The following is a 19,090-nucleotide window of genomic DNA, read 5'->3' as shown; positions in this document are numbered from 1 at the left end:
AGTCTTCAAATCACTGTAATCCCTCGATGACTGCCTCGAGGGTGCGGGAACGGTAGCGGTCCGCGTGGCGCACCCAGCCGAGCTGGCGGGTGATGGGTGGGGCGGGCCATTCGAGGATGGCCAGTTCGTCGGTGGCCATGGTGCGGGGGAGGAAGCCGATCCCGAGGCCGGCGGCGATCATCATGCGGATGACCTCCAGGTACGGGCTCTCCTGCGCCGCGGTGGGGTGCAGGCCCTGTGCGGCCAGGGCCTGATCGATCTGGCGACGGGTGGTGGAGTCCACCGGTGGCAGGATCGCCGGCCAGTCGTGCAGCCGTTGCAGTGTTTCCAGCGGGGCATCCTGGGCGCGGCCACGGGCGATCATCGGGACCAGTTCGTCGGTCCAGACGGTGTGCGCCTCGGCGTCCTTTGGCAGGTCGCCGGGCAGTGTGGCCAGGGCCAGATCGGCGTCACCGTGCATGACCGCTTCGATGCCGGCCTCGGAATCCATGAACGCGAGTTCCAGCTCCAGCTCGGGGTAACGGATGCGCAGAGCGGCCAGCGGCGCGGGCAGGCGGTGCAGGGCGATGTGGTGCGAGGTGGCCAGGCGGATGCGTCCGCGAACGACCTGGTCGAGGTCCGCCACCTGCTGCTCGATCGCGTGCAGGCGGGCCAGGATCTCGCGTGCCTCGGGCAGCAGGCGTTCGGCGACCTCTGTGGGCCGCACGCGGCGCCCCTGACGTTCGAACAGGGGGCGTTGCAAGGTGGCCTCCAGCGACTGGATGCGCTTGCTGATCGCCGGCTGGGTCAGGTGCAGCCGCTCGGCCGCAGCGGAGAAGGCGCCGGTATCGACTACCGCCACGAAGGCCTGCAGGGACTCGATGCTGAGCTGTTCCGGGCGCATCTGCCGCCTCCGTGGGATAATGACCGGCTGATTGATACGGTGCCGGATCGGAATCCATAACTAAATGGAATACTAAAGATAATAAATCGGATTTGAAAGAATGGAAGGGCGGCCGCAGACTGGCAATCTGGTGATCCCGCTCGTCTGTAGGAGGCCAGCCCTCTGGCCGATTCGACGTCGGGGCCAATCGGCCAGAGGGCTGGCCTCCTACAGGGGGGCGAAGCGCATCGAAAACATGGCTGGAACATCGCGGCGCCGCCGCGGGAGCAGGTAATGGCAGGCAAGACACTGTACGACAAGCTGTGGGAGGCGCATGTGGTGCGCGAGGAGCCGGATGGCTCGACGCTGCTCTACATCGACCGCCACCTGGTGCACGAGGTGACCAGCCCGCAGGCCTTCGAGGGTCTGCGTCTGGCCGGGCGTAAGCCCTGGCGCGGGGATTCCGTGCTGGCCGTGCCGGACCACAATGTACCCACCGCCGACCGGGACAAGGGCATCGCGGATCCGGTCTCGCGCACCCAGGTGGAGACGCTGGAGACCAACGTCACGAGCCTGGGGCTGAAGTTCTTCCCGATGGCCGATGTACGCCAGGGCATCGTGCATGTGATCGGTCCCGAGCAGGGCGCGACCCTGCCGGGCATGACGGTCGTCTGCGGCGACTCGCACACCTCCACCCACGGCGCGCTGGGCGCGCTGGCCTTCGGCATCGGCACCTCCGAAGTCGAGCATGTCCTGGCCACGCAGTGCCTGTGGCAGAAGAAGACCAAGGCCATGCAGATCCGCGTGGAGGGCGAGCTGCGCCCGGGCGTGACCGCCAAGGATGTGGTGCTGGCGATCATCGGCCGCATCGGCACCGCCGGCGGCACCGGCTACGCGATCGAGTTTGCCGGCTCGGCGATCCAGAGCCTGTCGCTTGAGGGGCGCATGAGCATCTGCAACATGTCCATCGAGGCCGGGGCCCGCGCGGGCATGGTCGCGGTGGACGAGAAGACCATCGAGTATGTGCGCGGCAAGCCGCAGGCGCCGAGCGGCGAGCTGTTTGACAAGGCGGCGGAGTACTGGCGCACGCTGGTCTCCGACCCGGATGCCGAGTTCGACGCGGTGGTGGAGATGGATGCCGCCGAGATTGCCCCGCAGGTGAGCTGGGGCACCTCGCCGGAGATGGTCGCGCCGATCGATGGCCGCGTGCCGGATCCGGCGGCCGAGTCTGATCCGGTGCGTGCCGAGGGCATGAAGCGCGCGCTGGAGTACATGGACCTGCAGCCGAACACGCCGATGACCGAGATTCGTCCGGACAAGGTCTTCATCGGCTCCTGTACGAACTCACGGATCGAGGACCTGCGCGCCGCCGCCGAGGTGGTCAAGGGCCGCAAAAAGGCCGACAACATCAAGCTGGCGCTGGTGGTACCAGGGTCCGGGCTGGTGAAGCAGCAGGCGGAGCAGGAAGGGCTGGACCGGATCTTTCTGGATGCCGGCTTCGAGTGGCGCGAGCCGGGGTGTTCCATGTGCCTGGCGATGAACGCGGACCGGCTGGAGCCGGGCGAGCGCTGCGCCTCGACCTCGAACCGCAACTTCGAGGGCCGTCAGGGACAGGGCGGGCGTACCCATCTGGTCAGTCCGGCGCTGGCCGCCGCGGCCGCCGTGGCCGGGCACTTTGTCGAACCGTCGGCACTGAAGGAGGCGTAAGCGATGCAGGCTTTTACCGTACACAAGGGGATTGTCGCGCCGCTGGACCGCTCCAATGTCGATACCGACGCGATTATCCCGAAGCAGTACCTGAAGTCGGTCAAGCGCACGGGCTTCGGGCCCAACGCCTTCGACGACTGGCGCTACCTGGACCCGGGCGAGCCCGGCATGGACAGCTCCCAGCGCCGGATCAACCCGGATTTCGTGCTCAACCAGGCGCCGTTCGACCAGGCGAGCATGCTGCTGGCGCGCAAGAACTTCGGCTGCGGCTCCTCGCGCGAACACGCGGTGTGGGCGCTGACCGACTTCGGCTTTCGCGCGGTGATCGCGCCGTCATTCGCGGACATCTTCTTCTCCAACAGCTGCAAGAACGGGCTGCTGCCGGTGGTGCTGGCCGAGGACGAGGTGCAGGCACTGTTCGAGCAGGTCGAGGCGAACCCGGGCGCGCAGGTCGAGGTGAGCCTGGAAGAGATGACCGTAGCGGCACCGGACGGTACCGTGTTCCGTTTCACGCTCGATGAGGATCGCCGCCACCGCCTGCTGAACGGCCTGGATGACATTGCGCTGACGCTGCAGTACGCCGATGACATTCGTGCCTATGAAGAGCGCCAGCGGAGCGAATGGCCCTGGATGGCGGAGCACTCGCAGGGCTGAATGGTGCCCCTTGTAGGAGCCGAGCCTTCTCGGCGATCGGGCGCCACGATAGGCCCAATCGGCCAGAGGGCTGGCCTCCTACAGGTAGAAAAGAAATTCGATTGATCTGATGGTTAGGAGAGGTTTGTGAGCCGAATTCTGGTATTGCCCGGGGACGGGATCGGGCCCGAGATCGTGGCCGAGGCGCTGAAGGTGCTGGAGCGTGTGGGCGAGATCGGCGGCCTGGATCTGGAGATCGAGCAGGGGCTGATCGGGGGCGCGGCGCACGATGCGGCCGGGCACCCGTATCCGGAGGCCACCCGCGAGGCGGCCCGCCGCGCCGACGCAATCCTGCTCGGCGCGGTCGGCGGCCCGCAGTACGAGTCGCTGGAGCGTGACCTGCGCCCGGAGCGCGGACTGCTGGGCATCCGTTCGGACCTGGGGCTGTTCGCAAACCTGCGCCCGGCGATCCTGTATCCGCAGCTGGCCTCGGCCTCCACGCTGAAGCCGGAGGTCGTCAGCGGGCTGGATATCCTGATCGTGCGCGAGCTGACCGGCGGGATCTACTTCGGCCAGCCGCGCGGGATCGAGGAGCGCAATGGCGAGCGCTATGGCTTCAATACCGCCGCCTACAGCGAATCGGAGATCGAACGCATCGCGCGGGTTGGTTTCGAGTCCGCGATGAAGCGCGGCAAGCGCCTGTGCTCGGTGGACAAGGCCAATGTGCTCGAGGTCTCGGAGCTGTGGCGCGAGGTGGTCGAGCGCGTCGGGAAGGAATTCCCCGAGGTCGAGCTGTCTCATATGTATGTGGACAACGCGGCCATGCAGCTGGTGCGTGACCCGAAGCAGTTCGACGTGATGGTCACCGGCAACATGTTCGGCGACATCCTGTCCGATGCCGCGGCCATGCTGACCGGGTCCATCGGCATGCTGCCCTCGGCCTCGCTGAACAGCGAGGGGGTCGGTCTGTACGAGCCGATCCACGGCTCCGCGCCGGATATCGCCGGGCAGGGCAAGGCCAATCCGATGGCGACCGTGCTGTCGGTCGCGATGCTCTTGCGCCACAGCCTGAATCGTAATGACCTGGCCGAGCGCATAGAGCAGGCTGTGGGGCGGGTGCTGGATCAGGGGCTGCGCACGCCGGACATCTTTGGTGAGGGCATGACGCTGGTGGGCACCCAGGGGATGGGTGATGCCCTGGTGGCTGCGCTGGAGGGCTAGGCGTTGTAGCCAATGATGCGTTTCGCTGCGCTCAACGCATCCTACGAATGTTTCAACGGATCAGTATTTTGCAGTTAGAACTTAAACCGGGAATGAACGATGAGTGACCGCAAGTTTGACGTGGCCGTGGTGGGTGCAACCGGCGCCGTCGGCGAGACCCTGCTCTCCATCCTGGCGGAGCGCGACCTGCCGCTGGGCAAGGTGCATGCGCTGGCCAGTGCACGCTCGGCGGGCAAGACGGTCGCCTTTGGCAATCGCGAGCTGGAGGTCGAGGACCTGGCCACCTTCGATTTCTCCACTGTGCAGATCGGACTGTTCTCGCCGGGGGCCTCGGTGTCGGCGGAGTACGCGCCGAAGGCGGCCGCGGCCGGCTGCGTGGTGATCGACAACACCTCGCAGTTTCGCTACGACCCGGAAATCCCGCTGGTGGTGCCGGAGGTCAACCCGGACGCGGTGGGGGACTACACCCGCCACGGGATCATCGCGAACCCGAACTGCTCCACCATCCAGATGCTGGTGGCGCTGAAGCCGCTGCACGACGCGGTCGGTATCGAGCGCATCAACGTCGCGACGTACCAGGCCGTCTCCGGGACCGGCAAGGATGCGATCGAGGAACTGGCCCACCAGACGGCCGCGCTGCTGAACGGCCGCCCGGTCGAGTGCAATGTGTATCCCAAGCAGATCGCGTTCAACGCGCTGCCGCACATCGACGTCTTCCAGGAAAACGGCTACACCAAGGAAGAGATGAAGATGGTCTGGGAGACCCGCAAGATCATGGGCGACGAGTCCATACTGGTGAACCCGACCGCCGTGCGCATCCCGGTGTTCTACGGCCACTCCGAGGCGCTGCACATCGAGACCCGCGAGAAGATCAGCGCCGAGAAAGCGCGCGAGATCCTCTCCGCGGCGCCGGGCATCACGGTGCTGGACAAGCACGAGGACGGGGGCTACCCGACCGCCGTCACCGAGGGCTCCGGCAAGGACGCGGTGTTCGTCGGGCGGATCCGTGAGGACATCTCTCATCCCCGCGGGCTGGATCTCTGGGTGGTCTCCGACAACGTGCGTAAAGGGGCCGCGTTGAACACGATCCAGATTGCCGAGGTTTTGATCCGGGATTACCTGTGATTTAATCCGGTAAAAGTCCGGGAAAATTCATACCCGGCAAACCGTGGCCAGGGGGCGCGGGGGCTGTCATAGGGCCCCAGGCGATGACGGGCCGCGCGGCACATTCAGGGGGGATGCGTGCGCAAGTTACTATTCGGGCTACTGCTTTTGTTGCTGGTTGCACCGGCGTCATCGAACTCGGTGAGCTTCGGTGAGGTCAGCCTGCAATCTCATCTGAATCAGGCCCTGCGTGCGGAGATTCCGCTGCGGGGGGGTGCCGCGGCCAGTGACTCGCTGCAGGTGCGGCAGGCTTCGGAAAGTGAATACCGTCGCGCCGGCATGAGCCGTGGTGGTGTGCCGAGTGACCTGAACATCCAGGTGCAGGGCGAGGGTGCCGATCGCCGGGTCGTGCTGACGACCCGGCAGCCGGTGCGCGAACCGTATGTAGGCATCCTTCTCGAGGCGCGCTGGGACGGCGGTCGTTCGATGCGCGAAGTGTCCCTGTTGCTGGACCCGCCCGACACCATGCCTGCGGAGGCTGCCGCGCCTGTCCCGCGTGACACCGAACGCGACGCCCCGGCGCGTCGCGACGCGCCTATGCCGCGCGAGGGCGAGTCCTATACCGTGCGTAGCGGCGATACCCTCTATCGCATTGTCGAGCGTGCGGGTCTTGCCGGTATGGCCGATCAGGCCATGATCGCCTTCCTCGAGGCCAACCCGGACGCCTTTGCCGATCAGAACATCAACAGCCTGCGCGCTGGTGCCGAACTGACGGTCCCGTCGCGTTCCGAACTCGAACAGCGCAGTGCATCGGAGGCGCGCGAAGAGGTCCAGCGGCAGACGCAGGCCTGGCGCGACGGCACGGTGACTGCCGCTCGCGAAGAGCCGGAACCGGACGAAACCGCCGAGGCCGAGCCGGAAGTCGAACCGGTCCCGGAAGAAGACGAGGTTGTCGCGGAAGACGATGAAGCCGTTCCCGAGGACGACGAAGTGGCCGCGACGGACGAGGACGACGAGGCGGCAGTGGCCGACGACCGGCTGGAGATCGTGACCGAACTCCTGCCTGAGACAGATGAGGGCGCGGCGGCTGCCGCCGAGTCCCCCGATCTGCTCCAGGAGGCCATGCTGTCCCAGCGGGCCGAGATGGAGGGGATGCGCGACGAGATCTCCGAGCTTCGCGAGGAGCTGGGCGAGCGCGGCCGTCTCGCGGAGGTTTCGAGCGAGAACATGGCCGAGCTGGAGGAGCAGCTGAGCCAGCTGCGTGCGGAACGCAATGAACTGATGGCTCGGCTCGACCGGGCGGACGCCGAGCGCAACGCTCCGTTGCACGAGCGGATCATGAACGATCCGCTGCTGATGATGATGGCGATTGCGCTGGCGATCCTGCTGTTGCTGGTCCTGCTGGCGTTCGCGCGTGGCGGCCGCCGCGAGGTCGTGGTGGAGGAGCGTGGCCCCGGGATGCCACCGCGCGCGGACAACAGCGGTGTGCGCGCCGCGGGCGCTGATCGGAGCGGGTACGAGACGCGTGAAGTCGCCGCGGCTCGCTCAGGGGTGGCCGGTGCCGGCACGGCGGCAGCCGCCGGTGGCGCCGCAGCCGGGGTGGCGACCGGGGTCGCAGCGAGCAAGGATGATGATCAGGGCACGCAGGCCACCGATGAGCCGGAGGAGTCGGTGAGCGGGCCCGTGGTCGTCAGTTCCAGTGGCGAGGCCTCGGTGGACGATGTGCTGGCCGAAGTGGATGTATGCCTGGCCTACGGCATGAACGACCAGGCGGAGGAGACGCTGACGCAGGCCATCGAACGGGATCCGGACAACACCCAGTATCGACTGAAGCTGGTCGAGGCGCGCGTGGCACTGGGCAACGAGGAAGGTGCACGCGAGGCTGCATCCGGCCTGCGCGACCGTCTGCCGGCCGATGATCTGGAAACCCGCAACCAGCTGGCCGAGCTGGAGTCGCGTATTGGAGGGGCCGGGGATGACCGCTCGGGGCCGGTGGGCTCCCCGGGTGGTGCCGAAGGTCTGGGTGCGGCAGCCGAGCCGCAGTCCGAAGCCAGGACCGAGACTCCGAACGAGATCGACTTCTCGGGTCTGGATCTTCCGGACGCAGAAGTCGGGGCGGAGGAGATCGACGAGACCTCCGGCCCGAAGAACGAGTCGGATTCCGGTCTGGCCTTCGATATCGACGAGACGTTCGATCAGGCTGCCGCGGAGCCGGAGGACCCGGCGAAAGCGGACGAGACTGTCGACGATTTGAACGATCTGTCATTCGATATCGACGACAGCGATCTGCCAGGTCTCGACGATCGTGGCGAAGAGACGCCAGCGGGCAGCGACATTCCCGGGCTGGATCTGGGTGAAGACGACACGTCTGCCCCGGGTTCGGAAGAGTTGCCGATGGAAGCGGACGAAGCAGCACCAGTCGGGGCGGACGAGGATAACGAGACGCGTCTGAGCCTCGCCCAGGCCTATGCGGATATGGGTGACGAGGAAGGCGCGCGCGAGTTGATCGACGAGGTCGCGGCCTCCGGTACTGACGAGCAGAAGGCGAAGGCGGAGGCGATTCGCCAGCAGCTGGACGGTTCCTGACCCGCCATCGCGTGTTCTGAAGCAGTATCCTGTCGCGATGATGCGGCAGGGGTTCGACATAGAGAGCGAAACGGCCGGGCCGGCGTCCCTCTGGGCGCTCCCGGCCGTTTTGCTGGTGTCGGTTTCGCTTGCGACCGCGAAGCCGGTCGTGGTGCTGGCAGTGCTGGTGGGGGCCGCCGGGCTGATCTGGGTGGGGCCGTTTGCCTGGCGCCGCTGCGGGCGCCTGCTCTGGCGCCTGAAATGGTTCTACCTCTCTTTGCTGGTGTTCTTCGGGGTCTGGCCGATCGACGCACAAGTAGATTCGGCGTTGTCCGGTCTGGTCGAGGCGCTCTGGCGCATCGGTGCGCTGGCGCTGGTGGTGGTCCTGGTGGTCTGGCTGACGGAGCGCTTCTCGCGAGGGGAGCTTGTGCGGGCGCTGTCTTCGTTTCTGGCGGGCCCTGGTGGCTGCTTTGGCACGTGGGGCGAGCGGTTCGCGCAGCGGCTGTTTCTGGCGCTTGCGCTGTTCGAGTCGGATCGGGTCGACATTGAACGGGAACGCGGGATGCTTCGTGGCGGGTGGCGCGAACGATTGCAGGGCGCGCGTGACTGGTTGATCGTGCGTCTGGACCGCGCCCTCAGTGGCGACGTTCGGGCACCAGCGATCGACGCGTCCGCCGGGCGCCGGCGTATGCCCCCCCATGGCGGTGCGGGAGCGGTGGTGTGGTTGTGGATAGTGGCCGTTGCCGTCGGCGCGATGGCCTGGTGGTGGTGAACGGGTAATGACAAGCAAGACGTCCAGAACGCGGGGCACAGACCATGTGCCTGAAGCGGTTTGTCAGCGCTGGGCGCTGGGCATCGAATACGACGGGCGTGGGTTGCTGGGGTGGCAGCGGCAGAAGGACGGGCCCAGCGTCCAGGGGCAGCTGGAAGCGGCGTTGAGCTTCGTGGCCAATCAGCGGGTCGAGCTCACGTGCGCGGGACGCACGGATGCGGGGGTTCATGCCACGGCTCAGGTGGCGCACTTTGACACCTTGGCGGTGCGGGAGCGGCATTCCTGGGTGCTGGGGGTAAACAGTCGCCTGCCGGACGGGATTGCCCTGCGCTGGGCCGAGCCGGTCGATGACGACTTCCATGCGCGCTTCAAGGCGTTTGGCCGCCGCTATCGCTATGTGATCGCGAATCGCCCGGTACGTCCCGCACTGGAGGCGGGCCGGGTGGCCTGGTGGCGCCGCCCGCTGGATGCTGCGCGGATGCATGACGCGGCGCAGACCTTTGTGGGCGAGCACGACTTTTCCAGCCTGCGGGCTGCCGGATGCCAGGCCAAATCGCCGATCCGGGAAGTGCATTCGATTGCAGTCCAGCGGCGGGGGTCGTACGTGATCCTGGATATCCATGCCAATGCCTTCCTGCATCACATGGTGCGCAACATCGCCGGGGTTCTCCTGGCGATCGGGGACGGGCGCGAGGCGCCGGGCTGGGCCGCGCGAATTCTTGCCGCCCGCGACCGGCGCGTCTCGGGCATCACGGCCCCGGCCGGGGGGCTTTATTTCGTGCACGTCGACTACCCGCCCGAGTTCGCTCTCCCCAGTGCCGAGGGGCCGGTGCTGGAGGGGATCCCCGGCAATGGGGCGATCTGATTGCGGGAAAGGGGGCGCGGGCCGCGCTTCTGGTAGGCTTTGTCGCTTGATGAATGAGGCCGGAGCGGGATGCGCTATCGGGTAAAGATTTGCGGGATTACGACGCCCGAACAGGCGGTGGCCGCGGCGCGTGCCGGGGCCGACGCGATCGGCCTGGTGTTCCATCCGCCCAGCCGCCGTTGTGTCGAGCCCGGCCAGGCGGCGGAGATCGCGGCGGCGCTGCCCCCGTTCGTGACGACGGTCGGGCTGTTCGTGGACCCGGAGCCGGTGCGCGTCGAGCAGGTCCTGGCCGGTGTGCGCCTGGACTGCCTGCAGTTTCACGGTCAGGAATCGGCAGCGGAATGTTCGCGTTTTGGGTACCCCTATCTCAAGGCGGTTTCGATGAGCGAGGCGGGTGATCCGCGGCCGGTGATGGACGCCCACCCCCAGGCGCAGGGCTTTCTGCTGGACAGCCACGGCGCCGGGCGCAGCGGTGGGTCCGGCCACCAGTTCGACTGGGGCGCGGTGCCCGAGGGGCTGGACCGGCCCTGGCTGCTGGCCGGGGGACTGGACGAGGATTCGGTACGCGAGGCGCTGGGACACCTGCGCCCGTACGGGGTCGACGTAAGCTCCGGGGTGGAATCGGCCCCGGGGATCAAGGATGCACGGCGCATGGAGGCCTTCGTGAAGGCCGTGCGCCAATGCGAGGTGAACGAATGAGCAAGATCGACTGGGCGGCGTTCCCGGATGCCCGCGGCCATTTCGGGCCCTATGGCGGACGTTTTGTCTCCGAGACGCTGATGGGTGCGCTGGACGAATTGCAGAAGGCGTACGAGCAGTACATGGGCGATGCCGATTTCATGGCGGAACTGGACCATGACCTGCAGCAGTTCGTCGGCCGCCCGAATCCGCTCTATCACGCCGAGCGCCTGTCCAGGGAACTGGGCGGGGCTCAGGTGTACTTCAAGCGTGAAGACCTGAACCACACCGGCGCGCATAAGGTGAACAACACCATCGGCCAGGCCCTGCTGGCCAAGCGCCTGGGCAAGACCCGGATCATCGCGGAGACCGGCGCCGGCCAGCACGGCGTGGCGACCGCGACCGTGGCCGCTCGCCTGGGACTGGAGTGCGTGATCTACATGGGCGAGGAGGACACGCGCCGCCAGACTCCGAACGTCTTCCGCATGCGTCTGCTGGGCGCCGAGGTCGTGGCGGTGAAATCCGGCACACGCACGCTGAAGGATGCCCTGAACGAGGCCATGCGCGACTGGGTCACCAACGTCGACGACACCTTCTACATCATCGGTACCGTCGCGGGTCCGCATCCGTATCCGGCCATGGTGCGGGACTTTCAGGCCGTGATCGGCCGCGAGGCGCGGGCGCAGCACCTGGAGATGACCGGCAAGCTGCCGGATACACTGGTCGCCTGCGTGGGTGGAGGTTCGAATGCCATCGGCCTGTTCCATCCGTTCCTGGATGACGAGTCCGTGGAAATGATCGGCGTCGAGGCCGCGGGGGCCGGGATCGAGTCGGGCCGGCATTCGGCACCGCTTTGTGCCGGGCAGCCGGGCGTGCTGCATGGCAATCGCACCTACCTGATGGAAGACGAACACGGGCAGATCGTCGGGACCCACTCGGTCTCCGCCGGGCTCGACTATCCGGGGGTGGGGCCGGAACACGCCTGGCTGAAGGACACCGGCCGTGCGCGTTATGTCGCCGTGACCGACGACCAGGCGCTGGAGGGCTTTCATCGGCTGACCCGTACCGAGGGCATCATTCCGGCACTCGAGACCTCCCACGCCATCGCGCATGTCCTGGAGCTGGCCCCGACCATGCGTCCGGACCAGAGCATTGTGGTCAACCTGTCCGGTCGGGGTGACAAGGACCTCAACACCGTGGCGGAACGCGAAGGAATCACGCTATGACCCGTATCGAGCAACGTTTTGCCAGGCTGCGAACGGAGAAGCGCGCCGCCCTGGTGCCCTATGTGACCGCGGGTGACCCGGAGCCGGCCGCCACCGTGCCGCTGATGCATGCGCTGGTGAAGGCGGGTGCGGACCTGATCGAGCTGGGGGTCCCGTTCTCCGATCCGATGGCGGATGGGCCGGTGATCCAGAAGGCCTGCGAACGGGCGCTGCGCTACGGGACGAGCCTGCGGGATGTGCTGGACATGGTGGCCGAGTTCCGCAAGACCGACACCGAGACGCCGGTCGTACTGATGGGCTATCTGAACCCGGTCGAGCGGATGGGCTACGAGACCTTCGCCGAAAAGGCCCGCGAGGCGGGACTGGACGGCCTGCTGACGGTGGATCTGCCGCCCGAGGAATGCGACGAAGTCGCGGGGCTGCTGGAGAACGCGCAGATCGCGCCGATCTTCCTGGTGGCGCCCACGACCTCCGACGAGCGCATCGCCCATGTGGCGCGCGCGGCGCGGGGGTTCATCTACTACGTGTCGCTCAAGGGCGTGACCGGTTCGCAGACCCTGGACACGTCGGTGATCGCCGAGCGGCTTGAGGCCATTCGGCGTCATACGGATCTGCCGCTGGGTGTGGGTTTTGGTATCCGCGACGCCGAAACGGCCGGGCGGGTCGCGCGCGTGGCCGATGCCGTGGTGGTGGGCAGCGCCATCGTGCGTCTCGCCGAGGAATTCGACGGCGACCCGGCCGGATTTGCCCATGCTGCGTCCGAGGTCGTGGCGGGGATGCGCGTGGAAATGGACCGCGTGCGCGCGTCCGGCGTCGAGGCGTCGGTGTAGTAGAATGCGGCGCTCGCAGGACTGAGGGATTGAGGATGAGCTGGTTCGAAAGACTGATGCCTTCGCGCATCCGCACCGACAGCAGCAACAAGCGGGGCGTGCCCGAGGGGCTGTGGGTGCGCTGCGAGGGCTGCGACGCCACGCTGTATCGCCCCGAGGTGGAACGCAATCTCGATGTCTGCCCGAAATGCGGGCATCACCGCCGGATGAGTGCGCGGCGGCGACTGGAGACCTTCCTCGACGAGGAGGGGCGCGAGGAAATCGCTGCCCAGATCGAATCTTCCGATGTCCTGAAGTTCCGCGACTCCAAGAAATACAAGGACCGTCTGGTCGCCGCGCAGAAGTCGACCGGCGAACGCGATGCGCTGGTCGTCATGCAGGGCCAGCTGATCGGCCGTCCGCTGGTCGCCTCCGCCTTTGATTTCCGCTTCATGGGCGGGTCCATGGGCTCGGCCGTGGGCGAGCGTTTTGTCCGTGGCGCCAACCGTGCGCTGGAGCAGCGTATCCCGCTGGTGTGCTTCAGCGCATCCGGCGGGGCGCGGATGCAGGAGGCGTTGTTCTCGCTGCTGCAGATGTCCAAGACCAGCGCGGTGCTGGCGCGGATGCGCGAGGAGCGTATCCCGTTCGTCTCGGTGATGACCGACCCGACCATGGGCGGCGTTTCGGCCAGCCTGGCGATGCTGGGCGACATCAACGTGGCGGAGCCCAACGCCCTGATTGGTTTCGCCGGCCCGCGCGTGATCCAGCAGACCGTGCGCGAGACGCTGCCGGAGGGGTTCCAGCGGTCCGAGTTCCTGCTCGAGCACGGTGCGGTCGACATGATCATCGAACGCGGCGAGATGCGCCGTCGTCTGGCCTCCGTGCTGGGCATGCTGACCCACGGGCCGGCCCCCGCCCCCGAGGCGCCTCCGGTCGAGGAAGTAGAGCCGGAGGTGGAAGTGATTCGGGCGGAGGACACCGGCGAATCGGCGGACGCCCCGCGCTCTACCTGATTCCGTCCGTGCGCTACGCCACACTGGCTGAATGGCTGGCCTTCCAGGAGCGATTGCACCCGGTGGGGATGGACCTCACCCTGGAGCGGATCGCCCTGGTCGCCGACCGGCTGGGGCTGCGCGGGCCGGGGACGCCCCGTACCGTCATTGTCGCCGGCACCAACGGCAAGGGCACGGTCACCACGCGTACGGCGGCGCTGTTGCAGGCGCAGGGTCTGAAGGTCGGACTGTTCACCTCTCCCCATTTGCTCCAGTACAACGAACGCATTCGCCTGAACGGCACGCCGGCGGCGGACGCGGACCTGTGCCGGGCATTCGAGGCGATCGACCGGGCCCGGGGTGACGATTCGCTGACCTATTTCGAGTTCGCGGCCCTGGCGGCGGCCTGGCTCTTCCGCGAGGCCCAGGTCGAGGTTCAGGTGCTGGAGGTCGGGCTCGGTGGGCGGCTGGATGCCGTGAACATCTGGGACGCGGGTGTGGCGGCGATTACCGCGGTGGATCTCGATCACCAGGCCTGGCTCGGCGATTCGCGCGAGGTGATCGGCCGCGAGAAGGCCGGCATCATGCGCGCGGGCCGCCCCGTGGTGCTCGGGGAGCTGTCGCCTCCGCAGAGCGTGCTGGACCAGGCTCGAGCGCTTGGTTGCCGTACTGTCCGCCTGGGACGCGATTTTGACCTGCTGGTCGAACAGCAACGGCTGGTGTGGCGCTGGAATGGCGCTCAGGTCGAGTGGAATGTCCCGCTGGCGCGCGGGCTGAGTGGTGCGGCGCTGGCGAATACCGCCACCGCGCTGGCGGTGGTCGAGTCGCTTGGCATGGGCCCCGGGTTGAGTGCAGCCACGATGGAGCGGGCCCTGAAGGTGCGCCCACCGGGCCGTCTGCAGCGCCTGAGTGGCCCGCCCGAATGGCTGCTGGATGTGGCGCACAACGCCCAGGCGGTCGCCGAACTCGCCCGCTGGCTGCGCGCGAATCCGTCGACAGGGCCGACCGTTGCGCTGGTGGCGGTGATGGCCGACAAGGATCGCAGCGCGATGTGGGGCGAACTGATCGGGCTGGTCGATATCTGGATCCCCGTACCGCTCGATCTCCCGCGGGCGCTTCCTGCCTCCGATCTGGCCGTGGAGCTGGAACAGGCGGGTCAGTCCGGGGTCCGTCCGGCTGGCGATATCCAGCAGGCCTTGAAACAGGCCGCCGAATTGGCAGGTTCACAGGGTCGTTGCGTCGTATTCGGCTCGTTTCACACGGTGGCTGCGGTCCTTGAACAGGCACCGGAGCTGGCTGCTGCGGCCTTGCGAGAGGCCCTTCCCGGCTCAGCGGTAGCGGAAGGCGTGTGACATGGCGAGGCTGAAGCGGATCATTCGCCTTGCCCGGGCGGGCGCGTGCGGCGTAAGGTCGCTGGGAAGACCCGACGCACGGGACCCCAATGCGAACATGGCATGACCACCGATAATCCCATTCGCTTTCGCCTCACAGGCGCGGTGATCCTGATCGTGATCGCCGTGATCTTTCTCCCGTGGCTGTTTGATGGCGCGGGCTACGAACACATGAGTGGTATCGATGACCCGGTCCCCGATGCCCCTACCTTCGCCGCACCCGATATCGCGCTTCCTTCCGAACGCGAGGCAACGCCTCCGCGACCCGACCGTGAGGGAGCAGGGGAGACCCGAATTGCTGACCTGCATGCGCTGGAGAACGGCGAGGAGGGTCGCGAGACCGCAGCCGACATGGACAACGGGCCGACCCCCGAGCCAGTGGAAACCGCGCCGGAGTCCAGGGCGATCGAGGCCGGCTGGGCGGTCCAGGTGGGAAGCTATCGGGACGGAGACAATGCGCGCGAGGAGGAGGGGCGCTTGCGCGAGGCCGGCTTGCCGGCGTTCATCGACGAGTCGGAGGCTGAAGGGCGCAGCATCTATCGAGTCAAGGTTGGACCGGTGGCGCAGCGCGACGAGGCGCAGGAACTGGGGGAGCAGCTAAAAGAGGAATTCGACATTACCGGCATTGTGGTGACCTTCCCGTGAGCATCCGGGACTGTGGAGAGGCAGGCAAGCGCCTGCGAATCGCGATTCGCTGCGGTACACTACGCAGCCTTTTCGCACCCGAAGTCCGCCGCGCGTGAACTGGATCGACCTGGTCATTGTTGCCCTGATCGTCGTATCGGGGCTTATCAGTCTGTTTCGCGGCTTCGTGCGCGAGTCGTTCTCGCTCGCCACGTGGATCGTGGGCATCTGGCTTGGGATTCGACATGCGGCGGAAGTCGCCGAAGTCCTGCCGCAGGCGCTGTCGGATGCCACTTTGCGCCTGGGTGTGGGGTTCGCGCTGATCTTCATCGGGGTCCTCATTGTGGGCGGCATTCTCGGAGTGCTGGCCAACCGTCTCGTACGCGGGAGTGGCCTGACCGGTACCGACCGCTCGCTCGGCGTAATCTTTGGTCTGCTGCGCGGGGTGGTACTGGTCGCCGTGCTGGTATTCGCTGCCTCCCTGACCTTGATGCCCGAGGAAGGCTGGTGGGAGAACAGCCGCCTGATCCCCGAGTTCGAGCGCCTGGTCGACTGGATGATCGCGCAATTGCCGGAGGGCTGGCAGGAGCAGATCGGTGAGCTGCTGGCCGACGATCCCGTCGAACCGCCTCCGGATGACCCCGCCGATGATTCGCCGGCACCGCAACCCGAACCCCCCGCTGAAGATCTCTAGTCGATCGCCTTGATGGAGCCCTGAGCCGTATGTGTGGAGTAGTCGGAATCGTCGGGCGCGGCCCGGTGAATCAGCCGCTTTATGATGCCTTGCTGGTGTTGCAGCACCGTGGGCAGGATGCCGCCGGGATCGTGACCTGCGACGACGAGGGTCGGTTGCACCTGCGCAAGGACAACGGCCTGGTGCGGGATGTATTCAACGACCAGCACATGCAGGGGCTGATCGGCAACATGGGCATTGGTCATGTGCGCTATCCGACCGCCGGGAGCTCCAGTTCTGCCGAGGCCCAGCCGTTCTACGTGAACTCCCCGTTCGGTATTACGCTGGGACATAACGGCAACCTGACCAATGCCCGCGAACTGAAACAGGCCCTGTTTGCGACCGATCGTCGGCATATCAACACGGATTCCGACTCCGAGATCCTGCTGAACGTCTTCGCGCAGGAATTGCTGCGCTTTCTGGACAACGGACTCACCGCCGACTCGGTGTTCAATGCGGTGGAGCGGGTACACGAACGTGCCAAGGGTGCGTATGCCGTGGTCGCGATGATCGCGGGGCGCGGCCTGCTGGCCTTTCGCGACCCGAACGGGATCCGCCCGATCGTCTATGGCTCGCGTGAAGCCGAGGAAGGCGGGCGCGAGTGGATGGTCGCCTCCGAGAGCGCCGCGCTGGAGTCCCAGGGCTTCGATCTGGAACGCGACCTGGCGCCCGGCGAGGCGTTGTTCATTACGCCCGAGGGGGAGGTCTCGACACGCGTCTGCGCCGAGGACACCCAGCTCAACCCCTGCATCTTCGAGCACGTGTATTTTGCCCGCCCCGATTCGGTGATCGACAACGTGTTTGTGCATCGCGCGCGGATGCGCATGGGCACTGCGCTGGGCGAGAAGATCCGCCGCGACTGGCCGGATCACGACATCGACGTGATCGTGCCGATCCCTGACACCGGGCGCACGGTAGCGCTGGAGATGGCGCACGAGCTGAACATCAAGTACCGAGAGGGGTTCATCAAGAACCGCTACATCGGCCGTACGTTCATCATGCCGGGCCAGACCAAGCGGCGAAAATCCGTGCGCCAGAAGCTGAACGCGATCTCGCTGGAGTTTCGCGGCAAGAACGTGATGCTGGTCGACGACTCGATCGTGCGTGGCACCACCTCGCGCGAGATTGTGATGATGGCGCGCGAGGCGGGGGCCAGGAAGGTCTACTTTGCGTCAGCCGCCCCCCCGGTGCGGTTCCCGAATGTCTACGGCATCGACATGCCCGCGGCGCATGAACTCATCGCCCATGGCAGAGACGAACAGGAAGTATGCGAGGCAATTGCCGCCGACCGCCTGATCTACCAGGACCTGGAAGACCTGCAAAAGGCCGTGCGGCGGGGCAACCGGAACATCGAGACCTTCGACTGTTCCGTGTTTACTGGCGAGTACGTGACCGGACTGCCCCCTGATTACCTCGAACACCTGGCCTCGTTGCGGGGCGAGGGCCTCGTGAACACGCCGGTGGCGGGCGAGGTGCTGGATCTGGCCAACAAGAAGTGACGAGAGAGTAGTGACATTGCCGAGTCTGCAGTGGATCGAGCCGGTCGTCGCGGCGGCACGGAAACAGGCGGGAAGCGGCGAGGGCTTTCCGGTGGTGGTCGTGCGTGTGGACCAGCAGCGCCTGTACGTCTGGGATGATGGCAAGGTGACCGATGTCTTCGATGTCTCGACCTCGGAACGGGGCATCGGCAACCAGGATGGCACCTACAAGACGCCGCTGGGGCTGCATCGAATCGCCGAACGGTTTGGCGATGGCGTGGCGCCGGGGACCGTCTTCCGCGCGCGGGCGAATACCGGCGAGATCGCCGAGATCCTCACCGGGGAGGGGGAGCGTAGCCGCCGCGACAACATTACCTCGCGGATCCTCTGGCTGGAGGGCCTGGAGCCCGGCCTGAATCGTGGAGGCAATATCGATTCCCACCAGCGTTACATCTACATCCACGGCACCGATGAAGAGGGACGGATCGGGCAACCCGCTTCCGAGGGTTGCGTGCGTATGCGTAACGCCGAAGTCATCGAACTGTTCCCGCGTTTGCCGACCGGGACCCTTGTGGTCATCCTGAGCGGCCCGGATTACGAGACCGGCCGTATTCTCCCCGTATAGCGCGAGTCGACTCCCGTCATCTCGGGCGGCCCATACGGTCCGCCACCTCCGCAGTTTCAGAACGGTCTAATTTTCGAACCCTTTTCAGGGGAACTCCGTCAACGTTTCGCGGTTCCTACCATAACCTGCGTTTGGCGTGCGTGAATTCCGGCCAATCGCCTGATATAATCAGGGAATTATTCCTGACAAAGGTTGTCAGGTAAGAAGGGAATTATTCCTGACCTTTATTGTCAGGAAAGATGAACGGATTCGATTCTGTGAATGGATGTCGACCTCGACACGCACGATCACGGTTTCTCGGAGGAATCAAGACATGAAACTCTCAACCAAGGGCCGCTACGCGGTGACCGCCATGATGGATCTCGCGATCCATGATCGGGTGGGACCGGTGACCCTGGCCGACATCTCGCAGTGCCAGGGCATCTCGTTGTCCTATCTGGAACAACTGTTTGCAAAACTGCGCAAGGCCGACCTGGTGGAAGGCGTGCGGGGTCCCGGCGGCGGTTACCGCCTGGCCAAGCGTGCCGACCAGATCAGTATTGCCAACATCATTACGGCAGTTGACGAGTCGGTGGACGTGACCCGCTGCAAGGGCCACAAGGACTGCCAGGAGGGCGAACGCTGCCTGACGCACGAGCTGTGGGATGACCTGAGTCAGCAGCTGTACGACTTCCTCGACGGCATTACGCTGGCGCAGTTTGCCAACCGTCCGGAAGTGCAGAAGGTCGCCCGTCGTCAGGACGAGCGACGCGGCGCGCGGCACCACTTCATCTTCCGTAACGACGCGGCCTGATAGCGGCCGAAC

General features: G+C 66.2%; 18 protein-coding genes. 17 read left to right on the top strand and 1 reads right to left on the bottom strand.

The features are described from left to right. Window positions 1-10: 10 nt before the first annotated feature. Window positions 11-883 carry a LysR family transcriptional regulator gene (locus G372_RS0110685; RefSeq protein WP_019624164.1) on the bottom strand — a complete coding sequence of 291 codons (873 nt, stop codon included), beginning with the start codon at window positions 881-883 and terminating at the stop codon, window positions 11-13. 273 nt (window positions 884-1,156) lie between these two features. On the opposite strand from G372_RS0110685, the gene leuC reads away from it, so the two are divergent. The 17 genes from leuC (at window position 1,157) to iscR (ending at window position 19,078) form a co-directional block, all read left to right on the top strand. Next, window positions 1,157-2,569: a 3-isopropylmalate dehydratase large subunit gene (gene leuC / locus G372_RS0110680; protein WP_019624165.1), complete on the top strand. Its 1,413-nt coding sequence runs from the start codon at window positions 1,157-1,159 to the stop codon at window positions 2,567-2,569. 3 nt (window positions 2,570-2,572) lie between these two features. Then, window positions 2,573-3,223 (top strand): 3-isopropylmalate dehydratase small subunit, encoded by a 651-nt coding sequence (gene leuD, locus G372_RS0110675; RefSeq protein WP_019624166.1) that lies wholly within the window; start codon window positions 2,573-2,575, stop codon window positions 3,221-3,223. Between the two features lie 126 nt (window positions 3,224-3,349). Further along, a complete protein-coding gene (leuB, locus tag G372_RS0110670; RefSeq protein ID WP_018875312.1) occupies window positions 3,350-4,423 on the top strand; it encodes a 3-isopropylmalate dehydrogenase in 1,074 nt (357 codons plus the stop codon). Window positions 4,424-4,522: 99 nt separating this feature from the next. Further along, a complete protein-coding gene (locus G372_RS0110665) occupies window positions 4,523-5,548 on the top strand; it encodes an aspartate-semialdehyde dehydrogenase (protein WP_018863884.1) in 1,026 nt (341 codons plus the stop codon). Window positions 5,549-5,665: 117 nt separating this feature from the next. After that, window positions 5,666-8,113: a FimV/HubP family polar landmark protein gene (locus G372_RS0110660; RefSeq protein WP_483027340.1), complete on the top strand. Its 2,448-nt coding sequence runs from the start codon at window positions 5,666-5,668 to the stop codon at window positions 8,111-8,113. A gap of 37 nt (window positions 8,114-8,150) precedes the next feature. Then, window positions 8,151-8,864 carry a hypothetical protein gene (locus G372_RS0110655; RefSeq protein WP_019624168.1) on the top strand — a complete coding sequence of 238 codons (714 nt, stop codon included), beginning with the start codon at window positions 8,151-8,153 and terminating at the stop codon, window positions 8,862-8,864. 76 nt (window positions 8,865-8,940) lie between these two features. Then, on the top strand, window positions 8,941-9,729 hold the full coding sequence (truA, locus tag G372_RS0110650) for a tRNA pseudouridine(38-40) synthase TruA (RefSeq protein ID WP_026340373.1): 789 nt from the start codon (window positions 8,941-8,943) through the stop codon (window positions 9,727-9,729). A gap of 69 nt (window positions 9,730-9,798) precedes the next feature. After that, a complete protein-coding gene (locus tag G372_RS0110645) occupies window positions 9,799-10,428 on the top strand; it encodes a phosphoribosylanthranilate isomerase (protein WP_019624170.1) in 630 nt (209 codons plus the stop codon). Then, window positions 10,425-11,633, top strand: coding sequence for a tryptophan synthase subunit beta (gene trpB, locus G372_RS0110640; RefSeq protein WP_018863879.1), 1,209 nt, complete (start codon window positions 10,425-10,427; stop codon window positions 11,631-11,633). The genes G372_RS0110645 and trpB overlap by 4 nt, the downstream gene beginning before the upstream one ends. Next, window positions 11,630-12,463 (top strand): tryptophan synthase subunit alpha, encoded by an 834-nt coding sequence (trpA, locus tag G372_RS0110635; RefSeq protein WP_019624171.1) that lies wholly within the window; start codon window positions 11,630-11,632, stop codon window positions 12,461-12,463. The genes trpB and trpA overlap by 4 nt, the downstream gene beginning before the upstream one ends. A gap of 35 nt (window positions 12,464-12,498) precedes the next feature. Next, a complete protein-coding gene (gene accD, locus G372_RS0110630; protein WP_019624172.1) occupies window positions 12,499-13,455 on the top strand; it encodes an acetyl-CoA carboxylase, carboxyltransferase subunit beta in 957 nt (318 codons plus the stop codon). An 8-nt stretch (window positions 13,456-13,463) separates the two neighbouring features. Next, a complete protein-coding gene (locus G372_RS0110625) occupies window positions 13,464-14,786 on the top strand; it encodes a bifunctional folylpolyglutamate synthase/dihydrofolate synthase (protein WP_019624173.1) in 1,323 nt (440 codons plus the stop codon). Window positions 14,787-14,888: 102 nt separating this feature from the next. Further along, complete coding sequence (locus G372_RS0110620; protein ID WP_019624174.1) at window positions 14,889-15,470, top strand: SPOR domain-containing protein; 582 nt, start codon at window positions 14,889-14,891, stop codon at window positions 15,468-15,470. 94 nt (window positions 15,471-15,564) lie between these two features. Then, window positions 15,565-16,143, top strand: coding sequence for a CvpA family protein (locus G372_RS0110615; RefSeq protein ID WP_018863874.1), 579 nt, complete (start codon window positions 15,565-15,567; stop codon window positions 16,141-16,143). A gap of 29 nt (window positions 16,144-16,172) precedes the next feature. Further along, window positions 16,173-17,681, top strand: a complete 1,509-nt coding sequence (purF, locus tag G372_RS0110610) for an amidophosphoribosyltransferase (RefSeq protein ID WP_019624175.1) — start codon at window positions 16,173-16,175, stop codon at window positions 17,679-17,681. 10 nt (window positions 17,682-17,691) lie between these two features. Then, the gene (locus G372_RS0110605; RefSeq protein ID WP_019624176.1) at window positions 17,692-18,285 is read left to right on the top strand and encodes a L,D-transpeptidase; all 594 of its coding nucleotides are present in this window, start codon (window positions 17,692-17,694) and stop codon (window positions 18,283-18,285) included. 313 nt (window positions 18,286-18,598) lie between these two features. After that, window positions 18,599-19,078, top strand: a complete 480-nt coding sequence (gene iscR, locus G372_RS0110600) for a Fe-S cluster assembly transcriptional regulator IscR (RefSeq protein ID WP_018863871.1) — start codon at window positions 18,599-18,601, stop codon at window positions 19,076-19,078. Window positions 19,079-19,090: the final 12 nt, after the last annotated feature.

Origin of the sequence: Thioalkalivibrio thiocyanoxidans ARh2, from assembly GCF_000385215.1 — a bacterium.
GTDB classification, from domain to species: Bacteria; Pseudomonadota; Gammaproteobacteria; order Ectothiorhodospirales; family Ectothiorhodospiraceae; genus Thioalkalivibrio; species Thioalkalivibrio thiocyanoxidans.
This window is presented reverse-complemented; position numbering and strand designations above follow the sequence as displayed.

Excerpts from the sequence above, each read along its gene's own strand:
- G372_RS0110685 (WP_019624164.1), bottom strand. The coding sequence starts at position 883 with ATGCGCCCGGAACAGCTCAGCATCGAGTCCCTGCAGGCCTTCGTGGCG.
- leuC (WP_019624165.1), top strand. The coding sequence starts at position 1,157 with ATGGCAGGCAAGACACTGTACGACAAGCTGTGGGAGGCGCATGTGGTG.
- leuD (WP_019624166.1), top strand. The coding sequence starts at position 2,573 with ATGCAGGCTTTTACCGTACACAAGGGGATTGTCGCGCCGCTGGACCGC.
- G372_RS0110665 (WP_018863884.1), top strand. The coding sequence starts at position 4,523 with ATGAGTGACCGCAAGTTTGACGTGGCCGTGGTGGGTGCAACCGGCGCC.
- G372_RS0110655 (WP_019624168.1), top strand. The coding sequence starts at position 8,151 with ATGATGCGGCAGGGGTTCGACATAGAGAGCGAAACGGCCGGGCCGGCG.
- G372_RS0110645 (WP_019624170.1), top strand. The coding sequence starts at position 9,799 with ATGCGCTATCGGGTAAAGATTTGCGGGATTACGACGCCCGAACAGGCG.
- trpB (WP_018863879.1), top strand. The coding sequence starts at position 10,425 with ATGAGCAAGATCGACTGGGCGGCGTTCCCGGATGCCCGCGGCCATTTC.
- trpA (WP_019624171.1), top strand. The coding sequence starts at position 11,630 with ATGACCCGTATCGAGCAACGTTTTGCCAGGCTGCGAACGGAGAAGCGC.
- accD (WP_019624172.1), top strand. The coding sequence starts at position 12,499 with ATGAGCTGGTTCGAAAGACTGATGCCTTCGCGCATCCGCACCGACAGC.
- G372_RS0110620 (WP_019624174.1), top strand. The coding sequence starts at position 14,889 with ATGACCACCGATAATCCCATTCGCTTTCGCCTCACAGGCGCGGTGATC.
- purF (WP_019624175.1), top strand. The coding sequence starts at position 16,173 with ATGTGTGGAGTAGTCGGAATCGTCGGGCGCGGCCCGGTGAATCAGCCG.
- iscR (WP_018863871.1), top strand. The coding sequence starts at position 18,599 with ATGAAACTCTCAACCAAGGGCCGCTACGCGGTGACCGCCATGATGGAT.